This window comes from Enterobacter sp. RHBSTW-00175, from assembly GCF_013927005.1.
GTDB lineage: Bacteria > Pseudomonadota > Gammaproteobacteria > Enterobacterales > Enterobacteriaceae > Enterobacter.
The window spans coordinates 3,906,473-3,921,942 of the sequence record NZ_CP055930.1 but is presented as its reverse complement, the minus strand read 5'-3'; the positions used below and the strand labels follow the sequence as shown (position 1 = coordinate 3,921,942).

Here is a 15,470-nt window from a genome sequence, read left to right as displayed (position 1 = left end):
CGTCAAATGGCCTCCTGTCGCATGCGTCTGGACAACGCCTCGGCGCTCTCCTTGCGTTCGCTGTACCGATCGACCAAGTACGGTGCCACGTCGCGCGTCAGCATCGTGAACTTCATCAGTTCTTCCATCACGTCCACCACGCGGTCGTAGTAGGCCGAGGGCTTCATGCGCCCGGCCTCGTCGAACTCCTGGTATGCCTTGGCGACCGAGGATTGGTTCGGGATGGTCAGCATCCGCATCCAGCGGCCCAGCACGCGCATCTGGTTCACCGCGTTGAACGACTGCGAGCCGCCCGATATCTGCATCACCGCCAGCGTCTTTCCCTGGGTCGGGCGCACCGCGCCGACCGACAGCGGAATCCAGTCGATTTGCGTCTTCATCAGGCCGGTCATCGCGCCGTGGCGTTCCGGGGAACTCCACACCATGCCTTCGGCCCATTGCGCCAGTTCGCGCAGTTCCTTGACCTTGGGGTGATCCTCGCTGGCGTCGTCCACCAGCGGCAGGCCCGACGGGTTGAACAGCCGCGTCTCGCCGCCCAGCGCCCGCAGGATGCGGGCGGCTTCCTCGGCAGCCAGCCGGCTAAACGAGCGTTCGCGCAGCGAGCCGTAGAGCAGCAGGAAGCGCGGCGCGTGCGTGGCGCGTTCGGGCGTTTTCAGACATTCCATGTCCGGCTGCTGGAACAGCGCGGTGTCGATGTTAGGCAGGTCGAGACGGGACTCAGACACGACGCCCCTCCGTGTTCACGACCGGCTCGCCGTCTTCCTTGTTGAACGCGCCGCGCTGCGGCTGTGGCAACAGGTCGAGCACGGTTTCCGAGGGCCGGCACAGGCGCGTGCCCAGCGGTGTGACCACGATCGGCCGGTTGATGAGAATGGGATGCTGGAGCATGAAGTCGATCAATTGCTCGTCATTCCACTTCGGATCGTCCAGGCCGAGTTCGGCATAGGGCGTGCCCTTCTCGCGCAGCACCGCTCGCACCGGCACGCCCATCGCGGCAATCAGCGCCTTGAGCGTGTCGCGGTCGGGCGGCGTTTTCAGGTACTCGATGATGGTCGGTTCCTCGCCGCTGTTGCGGATCAGGCCCAGCACATTGCGCGAGGTGCCGCAGGCCGGGTTGTGGTAGATCGTGATGGTGCTCATGGGATGCCCTTGAAGATTACGGAGTGGTCGCGCGGCGTTCGTACCAGCCACGCGAGCGGTTGACCACGCGCACCACCAGCAGCATCACCGGCACTTCGATCAACACGCCGACCACGGTGGCCAGCGCCGCGCCCGAGTGGAAGCCGAACAGGCTGATGGCGGCGGCCACGGCCAGCTCGAAGAAGTTGGATGCGCCGATCAGCGCCGACGGCCCGGCGATGCTGTGCTTTTCGCCTACCTTGCGGTTGAGCCAGTAGGCCAGCCCGGAATTGAAGAACACCTGGATCAGAATGGGCACGGCCAGCATGGCGATCACCAGCGGCTGGCGGATGATGGCCTGACCTTGGAAGGCGAACAGCAGCACCAGTGTCAGCAGCAGTGCGGCGATGGACAGCGGGCCGATGCGCTCCAAAGCCCGGTCGAACGCGGCCTGGCCCCGGCGCAGTAGCGCCCGCCGCCAGAGCTGAGCGAGGATGACCGGGATGACGATGTAGAGCACCACCGAGGTCAGCAGCGTGTCCCACGGCACCGTGATCGCCGACAGGCCCAGCAGCAGGCCGACGATGGGCGCGAAGGCGAACACCATGATGGTGTCGTTGAGCGCCACCTGCGACAGCGTGAACACCGGATCGCCGCCGGTCAGGCGGCTCCAGACGAACACCATTGCCGTGCAGGGTGCAGCGGCCAGCAGGATCAACCCGGCGACATAACTGTCGAGCTGGTCGGCCGGCAACCAGTCGGCAAAGACCTGGCGAATGAAGATCCACGCCAGCAGCGCCATAGAGAATGGTTTGACCGCCCAGTTGACGAACAGCGTCACACCGATGCCGCGCCAGTGCTGCTTGACCTGGCCGAGTGCGCCGAAATCCACCTTGAGCAGCATTGGGATCACCATGACCCAGATCAGCAGGCCCACGGGCAGGTTGACCTGGGCCACTTCCATGCGGCCAATAGCTTGGAACACGCCGGGCGCGAACTGGCCCAGCGCAATGCCGGCGACGATGCACAGCAGCACCCACACGGTCAGGTAACGCTCGAAGCCGCTCATGGCGGAAGTCGCCGGCAGGCTGCCGGTGGTATCGGTCGCGGCCATCGGAACTGACCTCACCGGCGGCCAATGTCGCGCAGCTCGCGCTGCAAGGACATGGCATCGAGGCGCTGGAGCGGCAAGGACAGGAACAGTTCGATGCGCCGACGCAGCGTGATCGCCGCGTCCAGGAACGCCTTGCGCTGCTGTTCCTCGGTGCCTTCCACTGCGGCCGGGTCAGGCACGCCCCAATGCGCCGAGACGGGCTTGCCCGGCCACAGCGGACAGGCCTCGCCGGCGGCGTTGTCGCAGACGGTGAAGATGAAGTCGAATACCGGCGCACCGGGCGCTACGAACTCGTCCCAGCTCTTGCTGCGGTAGCCGGTCGTCGGCAGGCGCAGGCGCTCCAGCGTGGCGAGTGCCAGCGGATGCACTTCGCCTTTCGGGTGGCTGCCGGCCGAATGGGCGTGGAAGCGGCCCTGGCCCAATTCGTTGAGGATGCCTTCGGCAAGGATCGAGCGAGCCGAGTTGCCCGTGCAGATGAACAGTGCGTTGTAGGTGGTGTCGGTCATGGCGTCAGCAGTCGCAGCGGGGGGATTCGGAAACTTCGCAGACGCCGCCCTGGCAGCAGTGCTCGGTCAGGTAGCCGATCAGGCCGTTCATGTGGGCGTATTCGGCGCGGTAGATCAGGTTGCGGCCCTGCTGTTCGATGGTGACGAGACTGGCGTGGGCCAGTTCCTTCAGGTGGAAAGATAAGGTGTTGCGGGCCACGTCGAGCTGGTCGGCCAGCACGCTGGGCGTGAGTCCTTCCGGGCCGGCGACGACCAGGGCGCGGAACACGCGCAGGCGCTGGGTATGCGCCAAGGCGCTCAGGGCGGAAACGGCTTGATCTTCGTTCACAATTCGATGATACAACAATTATGGAATCAAAGAAAAGAAGCTGCTTCCAGGAGAAATGGCGTCCCGGCGTTCCGCCGTCGGGTTCGCGGGCTGCGCCCGCGCCTCGTGCGAGTCGCGGCCATTCGGCTTTGATCCCTGACGCCTTCGGCCCTTATGGGCCTGCGCGCTGCGCTTGCCCAAAGCGGGTGTGTGCAGTGGGCGGGGTGTAGGCGGTCTTGCTGTTCCCTTCACCGTATCACGGCGTTCTCGCCGTCAAGGGCGGCGCGCGCTGTTGCGCGCTGGCGTCCTGATGGCCGTCTGCGACCCTTGACTGCTTGCGCTGCGCCGTGCTGGCGCCGGTTCCGGGCAATTCCGCCCGAGCAACCGGAGCACGATCATGTCGCAACTATCCTTTTCCTCGTTCGATTCCTTCCTCATGGTGCGCGATGCCCAGGGGCGCTATCTGCCGGCGTCGGCCGACGACATTCTGGAAGCCGCGCGCCAGGTCATCGACCAGAAGATGCAGCGCGGTGCCGAGTTCACTTCACCGGCAGCGGTCAAGGACTACCTGCGCACCAAGCTGGCGGGCTTCGAGCATGAAGTTTTCGCGGTGCTGTTCATGGACACGCGCCATCGGCTGATCGAGTACCGGGAGATGTTCCGCGGCACGATCGACGGCGCATCGGTGTATCCGCGCGAGGTGGTCAAGGAAGCCCTGCGGTGCAATGCGGCAGCGGTGATCGTCAGTCACAACCATCCGAGCGGGAACCCGGAACCGAGCGCGGCCGACCGGGCGTTAACCGCGCGACTCAAGCAGGCGCTGGGCCTGGTGGACGTGCGCGTGCTCGATCACATCATCGTCGCTGGCAGTGACACCACATCGTTTGCCGAACGCGGCCTGCTTTGAGCGAAGGGGCTTCGGCCCCTTTTTGCTGCGTCTGGTGAAAGCCTTCGGCCCTTGTGGGCCTGCGCGCTTCGCTTGCCCGGCGAAACGCTGGCAGGAAATCCCAGACAGTGTTTGGGAAATTCAGTCCGTCCAAGATTCGTGGAGAGTATGGGCGGTCTTGCTGTTCCCTTCATCGTGCCACGGCGTTCTCGCCGTCAAGGGCCAAGCGCCGATGGCGCTTGCGGCCTGGCGGCCGTCGTTGACCCCTGACTGCTTGCGCTGCGCCGTGCCCCGGAAGGGTCGGGCAATTCCGCCCGGCAACCTTTCTGGAGATCAATGCCATGAGCAGCCATCACGATTGGATCATCGAAATCACGGCGCAGCACGATGCGCTCAAGCCATTCGCGCCGGAGAACGGCCTGCCTTTGCGCTTCAACATCGGCGACGCGGTGATCTACACGAACGAGGCCGGCTTGCAGTTCCGGCACCGCGTCACCGGCTTCTACCGGCCTGCCGGGCCTTCGGGACTGTACGCGCTCGGTGCGCGTTATCTGCTGAACTCGTCATCGCCTTGGATGCCGGTTTCGGAATCCTGCCTGCGCCCAGATGACTCGGTCTGATTGACGCCTTCGCGCCCCGACGGGGCGCTGCGCGCTGGCGCTTGCACTCAGGGAAAGCCCTGCGGGCTATCCCCGCCGCGCTTTGCTTGGCGCCCCTGCAAGCCTGCCGCCCCGGCTGCGCCGGCGTGGCAATGTCGAAGCCGCAAAGGCTGCTTGTCCACCACAGAAGATCCACGCTGCATCTTCACGACTGCATGGGCGTCCCCGGCCAAGAGACATGGCCGGTCGCGCTGTCGTGCGTGGCATCGAGCCTCGCTACGCGAGTCTCGCCCCTGGCGGGCTTCCATCGTTCCCTCGCTCCGCTCGGCTGACGCCTACGGCCCGGATTCCTCGATCCGGGCCTGCGCGCTTCGCTTGCGTGCGGTCGGCACAAAGGGACGGCCGTTGCCTGTCCAGCCGTCTCCCCTGACTTCATCACCTTGTCCGCGACCGTAGCCCGCAGTCGTGTGCCGTCAAGGCGCGCAGGGCCGTGTCCTCGGCTGCGCCTGCGGGCCGCACCAACCCTGCGCTTGTCTCCTTGACGGCCCCCGTCCGCGCGCTCCTTTGGCCGCGGGCGATGAACTCAGGAAAGACGGCGGCAACGAGGCCAACCGGGTTCTTCGTGCCGACCGCACCGGACAGCCGAAAGGCTGGGCTCCGAATCTAGGAATCCGGTGTGCGGTTTGAACAGCAAACCCTTTTTGTCAGGAGAAATGCAATGCAACTCGCATCCCGATTCGCTTCCCGTTCGCCGTCGCTGCGCAGCGATTACCCGCTGTCCGATGACCAGATTCACCGCGTGGCCCCGTCCATCTTCGCGGACGCCCCGCATGAAAGCCGTTCGCAGCGGTACGCCTACATCCCCACGTCCGCCGTGCTGGCCGAGCTTCGCAAGGAGGGATTTCAACCCTTCATGGCTTGCCAAACCCGCGTGCGTGATGAAGGCAAGCGCGAGCACACCAAACACATGCTGCGCCTGCGGCACGCGAGCCAGATCAACGGCGCGGAAGCCAATGAAATCGTGCTGCTCAATTCCCATGACGGCACGAGCAGCTATCAGATGCTGGCCGGAATGTTCCGGTTCGTGTGCAGCAATGGCCTTGTCTGCGGCGACACCGTGGCCGATGTGCGCGTGCCCCACAAAGGCGACGTGGCCGGTTTCGTCATCGAGGGCGCTTATGAGGTGTTGCGCGGCTTCGACCGGGTGAAGGAATCCCGCGATGCCATGCGCTCCGTCACTTTGAACGATGGCGAATCCGAAGTGTTCGCCCGCGCCGCGCTGTCCCTCAAGTACGACGACCCGGACAAGCCCGCGCCCATCACCGAATCGCAAATCCTGATGCCGCGCCGGTTCGATGACCGCCGCCCGGACTTGTGGAGCGTGTTCAACCGCACGCAAGAAAACCTGACCCAAGGCGGCCTGCATGGACGCAGCGCCAATGGACGCCGCCAGCAAACCCGCCCGGTGCAGGGCATCGACCAAAACATCCGACTGAATCGCGCGCTCTGGCTGCTGGCCGATGGCATGCGCCAGTTGAAAGCCTGAATCCCCACGCGGCAGGGGCAGGCAGCAGCCCTTGCCGCTTTCTTCGCTGCTGCATCCCAAACCGCAAGGAGTTATCACCATGAATGCCATTACCCAAACCGAAGCCCGCACCATCCAAGCCCCCGCGCTGGAAGCCGCCGACCCGACCAAGAACCTGATTCTGGTTCCGCTGTCGCGGCTGGTGTCGCGCCCCACTGGCCGCAACGTGCGCAAGACCCCCCGCATGTCCATCCACGAACTCGCCGCCAGCATCCAGCGTGTCGGCCTGCTACAAAACCTCATCGTGATTGTCGCCGCCGATGGCGAGCATTACGAAGTCGTGGCAGGTGGCCGTCGCCTCGCTGCGTTGAAGTTGTTGGCGAAGAAACACCGCATCAGCAAGGAATGGGAAGTGCCTTGCCTGCTGGTGGCCGATGGCACCGCTCGCACCGCCAGCCTGACCGAGAACGTGCAGCGCGAAGCCATGCACCCCGCCGACCAGTTCGAGGCATTCGCCGCGCTGGTGATGGAGGGCCGCAGCATCGAGGACATAGCAGCGGATTTCAGCGTCACGCCGCTGGTGGTGCAACGCCGCCTGAAACTCGCCAACGTGTCGCCGCGCCTGCTGGCCGACTACCGCGCCGATGCCGTCGCGCTCGATCAGCTGATGGCCCTTGCCATCACCGACGACCACGCCGCGCAGGAAAGCGCCTTCTACGATGCGCCAACGTGGCAGCGCCAGCCGTCCGCGCTGCGCGACCGTCTGACCGAACGCGAAATCGACGCCTACCGGCATCCGCTGGTGCGCTTCGTCGGGCTGGACACCTACGACGCCGCAGGCGGCGGCATCCGCCGTGACCTGTTCGCCGAAGGCGATGCGGGCGTGTATCTGACCGATGCCGCGCTGCTGGAGCGGCTGGCGCAAGACAAGCTGGCCGGCATCGCCGCCGAGGTGAAGGCCGAGGGATGGGCATGGGTGGATGCCACGCCCGGCACGACCCATGCCGACCTGCACGCCTTCCAACGCGCCCCGAGGGAACGCCGCGAACCGAACAAGCGCGAAGCCGCACGCATCGAAAAGCTGCAAGCCCAGCTGCACGAACTGGCCGAGGCCGTGGATGCCGCGCTGGACGCCGACGACGAGGAAAAGGCCGATGCCTTGCAGGATGAAGGCGAACGCCTGGGCGAGCAGTTGCAGGCGCTGGAAGATGGCTTGCAGGACTACGGCGCGAACGTGAAGGCGGCAGCCGGTGCCATCGTCACCATCGACCGCAGCGGCGAAGCCGTGGTGCATCGCGGCCTGATGCGCGAAGCCGAAGCCAAGGCGCTGCGCACGCTGGAACGGCTGCGGCAGGGTTTCGGCAGCGAAGGCGAAGCCGGGAACGACGACGAAGGCGAGGAAGCCGACGATGCGCACGAGACCGCCGCCATGTCCGACCGGCTGGCGCAGCGCCTGAGCGCCCACCGCACCGCCGCGCTGCAAATCGAAGTCGCCCGGCATCCACAAGCCGCGCTGGCTGCCGTGGTGCATAGCATGGTGCAGAGCGTTTTGCAGGAACACCGTTACGGCCACGACCAGCCGCTGGGCGTGAGCCTGAAAGTGCAAGACCGGCTGGAAGGCATGGCCCCAGATGTGTCGGAATCGCCCGCTGCCGTGGCGCTGCGCACGTTGCAGGAAGTCGCGGGCGAAGCGTTGCTGGAGGACAGCGCCGAACTGTTTGCCGTGTTGCTGGCGAAGTCGCAAGATGAACTGGTGCGGCTGCTGGCCGTGTGCGTGGCTTCTACGGTTGACGTGGTCACGCTTCGCGCCACGACGCAGCAACCGGGCGCTGAACTGGCGCAGGCCGTGGGGCTGGATATGGCGGCATGGTGGAAGCCGACCGCCGAGGGTTATTTCCGGCATGTGCCGAAGGTCGCAATTCTGGAAGCCGTGGGGCAGTTCGCCCCGTCGCACGTCACCCGGCTGACGAAATTGAAGAAAGGCGACATTGCCAGTGAAGCCGAACGGCTGGCGGACGGCACCGGCTGGATGCCCGCCGTGTTCCAGACCGGCCACGACACGGAACCGAAAAGCGTGCCCGAGGCGGCGGACGAAACGGACGCGCCAGAAGATGCCGCCGACGAGGCGGAAGGGCACGCGCTGGCCGCGTGAGGTAGCCACATCACCCCGGCGCTGTGGGCCGGGGTTTTCACCTGAACCGGGCGCGGCAGGTCTGCCGCGCCCGGTTTCATCGTCCACAGCGAAAATCGCCCCGTCGCCGCCTTCGGTCAGGCGGCGACGGGGCGTGCGCGCAATGGCCTTGCGCGCGGCACAGCAGATCGGTGCCCGCTGGCGCGGGCAAGATTACGATGGCGCCCCGCCGCAACGGGCGGCGCTTGTGGGGCGACGCCTCGGCTTGCTGCGGCAGGTTGTGCGAAAGCGCGCCGTCCTCGACGCTGATGGTTCCACCGCCTGTCTGTCACGAAGGACGGCTCACCGACACACCGCTCAGCCTCGCTATGGAGCTTCCGCGCCACGCCTCAAGCCCGTCGCCGCGAGTTGCGGCAGGGAGCGTTCACGTCTTTCGTTGGGGTGTTGGCCTTGCCCGCGTCAGGGCGCAAGCCGGTGAAGCCGTTACGCGGGGATGCCGAGTCGGCCACGTCTCCATCCGGGAGCGGGCGGCCTGTGCGTCCTTGGCTTGTCGTGAATCCTGGCAGGGGCGCGGCTGCGCCTTGGGCTTCATGGCCGCAACCTTTCAGCGAAAACAATTTCCCCGCCGCTGCGCGGCTTCCTCGCGGGACAAATTCTTTTCGCGTCCAGGTTCTCCACTGCGTTTCGACCGCAAGCGGTGCGGCCAGCCCATCCCCCGCCGGCCGGTTCACAACAAGGACGCACTGGCGCGACCTTGTTCAACCCGAAAGGAGAAACATCATGGCTAACATCGGCACCTTCAGCTCAGACAAAGACGGCTTCACCGGCACGCTCCGCACCCTGACGCTCAACGTCAAGGTCAAGCTGGTTCCCAACGACAAGGGCGACAGCGAGAACGCCCCCGACTTCCGCGTGCAGGCGGCGGGCCACGACATCGGCGCAGCGTGGAAGAAAGTCAGTAAGGCCGAACGGCCCTACGTGTCCGTGACCCTCGACGATCCTTCGTTCCCGGCAACGGTGTATGCCCGCTTGATCGAGAACGAGAGCGGCACGCACGACTTGATCTGGTCGCGCAGCAAGCCGCAGCAGGCGGACTAACTGCCGCCACCGCGCCCCGTCCATTGCGGCGGGGTGATGTGCTGCTGGCGCAGCACATCACGCACGCGCCTACGTCGCGTCGCGTTCCTTCAACAGGGCCTCAAGCTCCTGACGCACCTGCGCCAGAAGCTGATCGGTCTTGCGCGTGCTGTCGCCGGCATAGGCCAGCGTCAGCAGCGTGAGCGGATGCACTTCCATGACCTCGCACAACTCCACCAGCTTGTGCATGGTCGGGCTTTTCAAGTCGCGTTCCAGAGAACTCATATAGGTACGGCTGGACACGTCGGAGAACGCTTCCTGGCTCAAGCCGCGCGCTTTCCTGACCGTCCGTATGGCCGTCGCCAATGAGTGTTTCGCTGCCACCAACTTGGTTTCCCCGTAAAAACCAAGATGACAGCCCATTGCGCCCTATAGCGCTACAATCTAAAGTGTTCATTCGTGGCTGAAAGGCCTGCTTTCGTACTTTTACGGAAATCCGCAGATGCGGATTCCGACAGAACCGGGGAATCGCATCCGTGTCTTTCCGGCTTTCTACAATTCCGCTTGTGCGCTTCCGTTCTTCTACGGATGCGATGGATTGCGTATCGGTGCTTGCGCACGGATGTACGGATACGGTTCGGCGGTTCTGCGCTTTGGCACAAAAGCGCATCCGCGCATCCTCGGTTTCGTGGGGATTCCGACCATGACCTTGCCGCTTGTCACCACCGAGGAACGCGCCCGGCTGCTGGCCCACGGCACGGCACGCGATGCCGGCCAGCACCTCGACCCGCTGCCCGTGGTGCGGCTGTTCACCCCGGACGCGCACGCGACCTGGCTGCTGGCGTCGCTCGATCCTACGGATGGCGACACGGCCTATGGCCTGATCGACCTAGGCATCGGGATGCCGGCGCTGGGCACGGTCAAGCTGTCCGATCTGGCGTTCATCGTCGGGCCACGCAAGCAACCCGTGATGCGTGATCGCTACTTCCAGCCGGTGCGGCGGCTGTCGGAGTACCTGCGGCTGGCCGAAGAAAACGGCTCGATCACGGACTGACCGAGCCGTGCGTAGCCCGTCCGGCCGGGGCGCATTGTGATTATTTCCGTCTTACTCAAGACCGTGCAGGTCTCAATCCGCATTCTTGCACCGAAGCGGTGCGACCCTGCTGTAAACAGTCATGGTTTTCGACGCGGACTGCGGCACGGTGTCCGATGCTGACCGTCAATTCCTGGCGGCGCGGCCGTCGCATTAAGACGATTATCGCAATGCACCGGAGCCAATGGGTCTTGACACCAGAAGACGCAACTTAACCCGATAACGATGACGCTTTGATGTTGAACCGATAGCTCCCGCACATCGAAAACCGTGGCGACGTTCCTGCTGACTGACAGGAGGTTGCGTCATGGCTGGCCCGAGCGCCGAACACTGGTATCCGACCGCCGCGTATCTCTACGCGCTGCACCTTGATGGCCCCGCGCTGGCCTGGGAATACCTGCGCCGCCACCCCGACTACCGCCGCGACTGGCTGCGCCGTCGCCGCCGGCCGGACGCAGCACAACGCTGGGGCCTGCGCCTGTTGGAAGACCCGGCCCTGGATGCACGCGACGCGGATCCGGCTTGGTTCCCCGATCATGACGCCGTGGTGCAGCTATACCCTGATGCCGATCCGCCGCCCGATGCCTATGCCTTCGAGTTCTGGCGCCTCCCCGGTCGCAAGCACTTGATCCACGACGGCAAGCGCCTGGTGCTGGTGTCGTACTGGCCCGGCTGCTGCATGCGACTCGCGCTGGCGCCGGGCCTGGAAGACGGCATGGCCTACCTCTACGCCACCCGCGCTTGCGCTACACCCTGCGCACGCTATCGCGTGCTCGCGGCCGGGCTGGATGCCTTGACCGTGGCGACCGTAGCTGCGCCTGCGGCAGCGGCCCGTTCCCGGCCCACGCCCGCTGCGCTGTTGGAACTGCACACCTTGCAGGCGCTCGACGCGACCCTGGCGGGCGCGTCCTTGCGCGAGGTCGCCGAAGGGTTGTTCGGGGCGAATGCCGTCGCCGCCGACTGGCACAAGGACAGCGCCTTGCGTGCCCGCATGCGGCGGCTGGTGCGTCGTGGCGAGGTGCTGATGCGCGGCGGCTATCGCAGTCTGGCGCAGCTTCCGCCAGTTGCACCGCATTAGGGGGGGACGTTCTGCGCCCCCTGCAATTCGTCCCTTAGCAGGAAGCCTCACTTTCTTGAAAGTGCCTCTATCCGGCTGCGTGGTGTGGCCGGGCTTGATGGAGGACCATCCCATGCGACCTGCTCCCTTGCGGCCTGCCGCCGCTGCTGTCGCTGCGCCTGCGCAGCCCCAACGCTACCTGACCAACGATGAGGCCGCCGACTACCTGCGCCTGTCGCCCCGCACGCTGGAGAAGCAGCGCGTGATCGGCGGCGGGCCGAAGTTCCGCAAGTTCGGGCGGCGCGTCATGTACGCCGTGGCCGACCTCGACGCCTGGGCCGATGCGCGCAGCTTCGATGCCACCTCCGACCCGGAATACGCCGAGCGCCATGCGGGTGATTACCGTGATCGCCGCTGACCTTCGGTTCACGGGTGTCCGCCGTCATGTCCAGTCCCGCGCTGCCGTCCCGGCAGCGGCCGATGCAGGAACGCGAACAGCTCGACCTGTTCCGCGCCTTGCCCGGCGACATGGCGCCGCGCGACAGCCAGGATTTGATGGCCTATCCGTTCTTCTCGTTGGCGAAATCCAAACGGGTCAAGCCTATCGACTTCCGCGCCGGCAACGTGACGATCCGCGTGGAGGGCACGCAGGAGCATGGCATCGCCACGATTTGGGATGCAGACGTGCTGATCTGGGCGGCTTCGCAGATTGTGGAGGCGAAGGACGCGGGCCTGCGGCCGTCGCGGCTGATGCACGCCACGCTTTACGAGATCCTGCGATTCATCGGGCGCGGGACCGGCTCACGCGACTACCAGCGCCTCAAGGCCGCGCTGGATCGCCTGCAATCGACCACGGTGGCGACTTCCATCCGCGAGACCACGAGAAGGCGGCTGCATCGCTTCTCGTGGATCAACGAGTGGAAGGAACTGGCCGACGCCAGCGGCACACCGCTGGGCATCGAACTGATCCTGCCGGACTGGTTCTACGCGGGCGTGCTCGATGCCGCTCTGGTGCTGACCATCGACCCGGCGTATTTCCGGCTCACCGGCGGCATCGAACGCTGGCTGTACCGCCTGGTGCGCAAGCACGGCGGCAGGCAGGAATACGGCTGGCAGTTCGATTTCCGCTACCTGCACCAGAAGTCCGGCAGCAGCGCCAAGCCCTACGACTTCGCCTGCGACCTGCGCGCTTTGGTCGCGCGGCAGTCGCTGCCCGGCTACGTCCTGGGCATCGAGCGGATGCCGGACGACGGAACGGAACTGCTGACGTTCCGGCCCGTGCCGTATACGGCACGGGGATAACGCCGGGACAAGCTGTGAATAGTGTCGTGCTATCAGGCGTGCGGGGTATCGTGCTATCGGGCGTGGGACTATCGTGCTATCAGGCGTGCCAATCGGCCGCAAACCCGCGCCGGCATTGGGTTTGCGCGCCCTCTAACATTACTAACTTAAATTCTCTAACTTTTAGTAGAGAAGCGCCGTTTCGGTGGACAACTGCCGAAAGGCAAAAAGCGCCGCCGTCCCAAAGGCAAAAACAGCCCCAAAACCAACCCCGTTCGGCAAGGCAAACCCACTCTGGCTTTCCAGTTCGGAGGGCCACGCCATGATCGTCGCCTTGCTCAACCAGAAAGGCGGCGTCGGCAAGACCACGCTCGCCACCCACATCGCCGGCGAACTGGCGATGCGTGGGCAGTCGGTCATCCTGCTGGATGCCGACCCGCAAGGTTCATCGCTGGACTGGACGCAGCGCAGAAGCCAGCAAGGCTTGCCCCGGCTGTTCAGCGCCGTGGGCCTAGCCCGCGAAACGCTGCACCAGGAAGCGCCAGAACTCGCCCGTCGTGCAGATCACGTCATCATCGACGGGCCGCCGCGCATCGCCGCCTTGGCGCGCTCCGCGCTGCTGGCGGCCGAGCGCGTGTTGATCCCGGTGCAGCCCAGCCCCTACGACCTGTGGGCCAGCGCCGAGATGGTGGCACTGATCCGCGAGGCCCAGGTGTTCCGGCCTGCGCTGCGCGCGGCCTTCGTCATCAACCGGCGCGTCAGCACCACGGTGATCGGCCGGGAGGCGCGGCAGTCGCTGGCCGAACAACCGCTGCCGGCGCTGCGCGCCGAGGTTCGCCAGCGCATCGTCTTCGCCGACAGCGTGGCCGCCGGTCGGCTCGCACGCGAGACGGCGCCCGACAGCGCAGCCGCACGCGAGATCGCCGCGCTGGTGGACGAACTGCTGCGGTGGCCGACATGACCACGAAGCCACCCCGCAGCAAGCGCGTCGGCATCGGAGCGCGTCCGCCCGCGAATCCACACGCCGAGGCGTGGATTCGCCAGGGCGACGCCGATGCGCTCAACAAGGGCGACCTCTACACGGCCCGCCTGACCCTCGACATTACGCCCGCCATGCGGGCGCGCATCAAGGTGTCGGCCTTCACGCGGGGCGTGACCGTGGCCGAACTGCTGCGCGCTTTGCTGGAGCAGGAGTTTCCCGAGCACCGCACGGAGAACACGCCATGAACGCATCCGCTGCACCCGCCGCGAACACGGCCACGGTCGCCGCATCGCCCCCGGCTGCGCCGTCGCTCGCGGTACTCGCCGGCCAGGCCGGCAACGTGCCACTGACGCGCGTATCGCTGGCCTACATCGAACCGCGCTTCAAACTCTACCTGCGCTTCGGCGAACCGGCGCGCACGCTCCAGCTCGACCGCTGGCGGCGCTGCGCGGTGTTCCTGCCGCGTGCGATGTTCTGCCGTGTGCGCTGGCAGGCCAACGACTACGGCACGATCCGCTGGCAGCTCATGGTGATGCAGGCTGGCACGCCGCTGGATGCCCTGCAGCGCATCCCCGGCGTGCGGCCCGGCGCGCGCCTGCTGCTGCACGCCGAAGGCGATGCCAGCGTGCGCGCCGTTCTGGAACGCATCGACGCCATCGAGGCGCTGGGCATCGCCCCGTCTGCCGTCTCGCCCGCGTACTGGCGCACGCTGGGCAACCGTCTCGCGGCGCGCCTGCCGCTGCCCGAATACACCGCCGAGCGGCATGCCGCCTGGCTCGCCGGGAAGGTGCTGCCATGACGACCGTTTCCACTTCGTCCGCCTCGCCGCGTCCTCGCTCGCGCCTGCGCGCTCGCCTCGTGCTGGCGGGCCTGACCGCCTGCGGCCTCGCTGCGCTGGCCTGGGCGGCTTTCGTGTCGCCGCTGCCGCGCCTGACGTACAACCCATCCGACAGCGTGGCGGTCGGCTGGTATCGCATCGAACCGTTCGAGCCGCGCACCGCCTCGCTGCCACGTCCATTGTCCGTGGACAGCATCGTGCTGGTGCCGCTGCCGGCCGAGGCCGCCGCATTGGCCGCGCAGCGCGGCTACCTGCCGACGCGCGTTCCGCTGCTCAAACGTGTGGGCGCAGTCGCACCGCAACACGTTTGCATCGTCGCTGGTCAGATACGCATCGACGGCGTGCCTTCGGCCGCCGTGCTGCCTGCCGACCGGCTGGGCCGGCCGCTGCCATCCTGGCCGCAATGCCGCCGCCTAGCGCCTGGCGAACTGTTCCTGTTGAGCGTGACCAATCCGGCGTCGTTCGATAGCCGCTACTTCGGCCCGGTCAGCGCATCCGCCGTGATCGGCGTTGCGCATCCCGTTTGGCTGGAGGCACGCCCATGACGGCCGCCGATTCGCTGCACGCTGCCGTGCATCTCATCGTGCCATCGGGCGTGTCGTTCTGCTGTTCGTCGCCGTGTCATCGCGCGTGCAGTGCGAGCGCATCCGCGCTGCACTTCGCGCAACATCCGGCGCAGCCATCCAACGTGCAGGCGTCTTGCCTTGAACACGCCCGGCCTGCGGCCATTGGCGGGTTCACCGGCGCGCTGGCTGCAAGCAGCACAGCGCCGCCGGGCCGCCGACGCCCGGAGCGGAAGCGAAGGGCAAAGGCGGAAGGCAAGACAAAAGGACGCGGCACCGGGCCGCGTCGAAAGCGTGTCTGCACGTGGGGGTGGCGCGGCACCTCGCGGCTTCGCCGCCGTGCCGCGTGGGGCGCGAGGGCCGCGCCAATGCAGGCATGTCCGCGTGCTTCG

At 66.2% G+C, this 15,470-nt stretch carries 20 protein-coding genes; 13 read left to right on the top strand and 7 right to left on the bottom strand.

Annotated elements, in window-relative coordinates; genetic code table 11:
* Positions 1–2 precede the first annotated feature (2 nt).
* The 5 genes from arsH to HV107_RS18660 are packed head-to-tail and all read right to left on the bottom strand — an operon-like array spanning position 3 to position 3,067.
* Positions 3–725 carry an arsenical resistance protein ArsH gene (gene arsH / locus HV107_RS18680; protein WP_182060314.1) on the bottom strand — a complete coding sequence of 241 codons (723 nt, stop codon included), beginning with the start codon at positions 723–725 and terminating at the stop codon, positions 3–5.
* On the bottom strand, positions 718–1,140 hold the full coding sequence (arsC, locus tag HV107_RS18675) for an arsenate reductase (glutaredoxin) (protein ID WP_182060313.1): 423 nt from the start codon (positions 1,138–1,140) through the stop codon (positions 718–720). The genes arsH and arsC overlap by 8 nt, the downstream gene beginning before the upstream one ends.
* 16 nt (positions 1,141–1,156) lie before the next feature.
* The gene (arsB, locus tag HV107_RS18670; RefSeq protein WP_182060312.1) at positions 1,157–2,233 is read right to left on the bottom strand and encodes an ACR3 family arsenite efflux transporter; all 1,077 of its coding nucleotides are present in this window, start codon (positions 2,231–2,233) and stop codon (positions 1,157–1,159) included.
* A gap of 11 nt (positions 2,234–2,244) precedes the next feature.
* Positions 2,245–2,739 carry an arsenate reductase ArsC gene (locus tag HV107_RS18665; RefSeq protein WP_182060311.1) on the bottom strand — a complete coding sequence of 165 codons (495 nt, stop codon included), beginning with the start codon at positions 2,737–2,739 and terminating at the stop codon, positions 2,245–2,247.
* A gap of 4 nt (positions 2,740–2,743) precedes the next feature.
* Positions 2,744–3,067, bottom strand: a complete 324-nt coding sequence (locus tag HV107_RS18660; RefSeq protein ID WP_259349637.1) for a helix-turn-helix transcriptional regulator — start codon at positions 3,065–3,067, stop codon at positions 2,744–2,746.
* A 376-nt stretch (positions 3,068–3,443) separates the two neighbouring features.
* Here HV107_RS18660 and radC point away from each other — a divergent pair, with 376 nt between their 5' ends.
* The 5 genes from radC (at position 3,444) to HV107_RS18635 (ending at position 9,285) form a co-directional block, all read left to right on the top strand.
* On the top strand, positions 3,444–3,953 hold the full coding sequence (radC, locus tag HV107_RS18655; protein ID WP_182060309.1) for a RadC family protein: 510 nt from the start codon (positions 3,444–3,446) through the stop codon (positions 3,951–3,953).
* A gap of 320 nt (positions 3,954–4,273) precedes the next feature.
* Positions 4,274–4,552, top strand: a complete 279-nt coding sequence (locus HV107_RS18650) for a hypothetical protein (protein ID WP_182060308.1) — start codon at positions 4,274–4,276, stop codon at positions 4,550–4,552.
* 697 nt (positions 4,553–5,249) lie between these two features.
* Positions 5,250–6,077: a DUF932 domain-containing protein gene (locus HV107_RS18645; RefSeq protein ID WP_182060307.1), complete on the top strand. Its 828-nt coding sequence runs from the start codon at positions 5,250–5,252 to the stop codon at positions 6,075–6,077.
* A 79-nt stretch (positions 6,078–6,156) separates the two neighbouring features.
* A complete protein-coding gene (locus tag HV107_RS18640; RefSeq protein ID WP_182060306.1) occupies positions 6,157–8,208 on the top strand; it encodes a ParB/RepB/Spo0J family partition protein in 2,052 nt (683 codons plus the stop codon).
* A gap of 759 nt (positions 8,209–8,967) precedes the next feature.
* Complete coding sequence (locus HV107_RS18635) at positions 8,968–9,285, top strand: DUF736 domain-containing protein (RefSeq protein WP_182060305.1); 318 nt, start codon at positions 8,968–8,970, stop codon at positions 9,283–9,285.
* 69 nt (positions 9,286–9,354) lie between these two features.
* Here HV107_RS18635 and HV107_RS18630 read toward each other — a convergent pair whose 3' ends face one another.
* Entirely contained in the window at positions 9,355–9,648 is a 294-nt protein-coding gene (locus HV107_RS18630) for a helix-turn-helix domain-containing protein (RefSeq protein WP_182060304.1), read from the bottom strand.
* Between the two features lie 319 nt (positions 9,649–9,967).
* Here HV107_RS18630 and HV107_RS27115 point away from each other — a divergent pair, with 319 nt between their 5' ends.
* The 4 genes from HV107_RS27115 to HV107_RS18610 all read left to right on the top strand — a co-directional run bounded on the left by HV107_RS27115 (position 9,968) and on the right by HV107_RS18610 (position 12,716).
* On the top strand, positions 9,968–10,318 hold the full coding sequence (locus HV107_RS27115) for a DUF2958 domain-containing protein (protein ID WP_220458435.1): 351 nt from the start codon (positions 9,968–9,970) through the stop codon (positions 10,316–10,318).
* A gap of 346 nt (positions 10,319–10,664) precedes the next feature.
* Positions 10,665–11,435 (top strand): DUF2285 domain-containing protein, encoded by a 771-nt coding sequence (locus HV107_RS18620; RefSeq protein WP_182060302.1) that lies wholly within the window; start codon positions 10,665–10,667, stop codon positions 11,433–11,435.
* A gap of 112 nt (positions 11,436–11,547) precedes the next feature.
* Positions 11,548–11,832, top strand: coding sequence for an AlpA family transcriptional regulator (locus HV107_RS18615; RefSeq protein WP_031772739.1), 285 nt, complete (start codon positions 11,548–11,550; stop codon positions 11,830–11,832).
* 26 nt (positions 11,833–11,858) lie between these two features.
* Positions 11,859–12,716 carry a replication initiator protein A gene (locus HV107_RS18610; RefSeq protein ID WP_182060301.1) on the top strand — a complete coding sequence of 286 codons (858 nt, stop codon included), beginning with the start codon at positions 11,859–11,861 and terminating at the stop codon, positions 12,714–12,716.
* A 162-nt stretch (positions 12,717–12,878) separates the two neighbouring features.
* Here the strand turns inward: HV107_RS18610 and HV107_RS18605 are convergent, their stop codons facing one another.
* Positions 12,879–13,019 carry a hypothetical protein gene (locus HV107_RS18605; protein WP_182060300.1) on the bottom strand — a complete coding sequence of 47 codons (141 nt, stop codon included), beginning with the start codon at positions 13,017–13,019 and terminating at the stop codon, positions 12,879–12,881.
* Between HV107_RS18605 and parA the strand changes: the two genes are divergently transcribed.
* From parA to HV107_RS18585, 4 genes are read left to right on the top strand one after another with little or no spacing between them, the layout of a single operon-like run.
* A complete protein-coding gene (gene parA / locus HV107_RS18600) occupies positions 13,018–13,656 on the top strand; it encodes a ParA family partition ATPase (protein WP_182060299.1) in 639 nt (212 codons plus the stop codon). The two genes, HV107_RS18605 and parA, sit on opposite strands and share 2 nt — an antisense overlap.
* Positions 13,653–13,922 (top strand): chromosome partitioning protein ParB, encoded by a 270-nt coding sequence (locus tag HV107_RS18595; protein ID WP_182060298.1) that lies wholly within the window; start codon positions 13,653–13,655, stop codon positions 13,920–13,922. The genes parA and HV107_RS18595 overlap by 4 nt, the downstream gene beginning before the upstream one ends.
* Positions 13,919–14,476 carry a DUF2840 domain-containing protein gene (locus tag HV107_RS18590; RefSeq protein ID WP_182060297.1) on the top strand — a complete coding sequence of 186 codons (558 nt, stop codon included), beginning with the start codon at positions 13,919–13,921 and terminating at the stop codon, positions 14,474–14,476. The genes HV107_RS18595 and HV107_RS18590 overlap by 4 nt, the downstream gene beginning before the upstream one ends.
* Positions 14,473–15,060 carry a S26 family signal peptidase gene (locus HV107_RS18585; RefSeq protein WP_182060296.1) on the top strand — a complete coding sequence of 196 codons (588 nt, stop codon included), beginning with the start codon at positions 14,473–14,475 and terminating at the stop codon, positions 15,058–15,060. Before HV107_RS18590 ends, HV107_RS18585 begins: the two co-directional genes overlap by 4 nt.
* Positions 15,061–15,470: the final 410 nt, after the last annotated feature.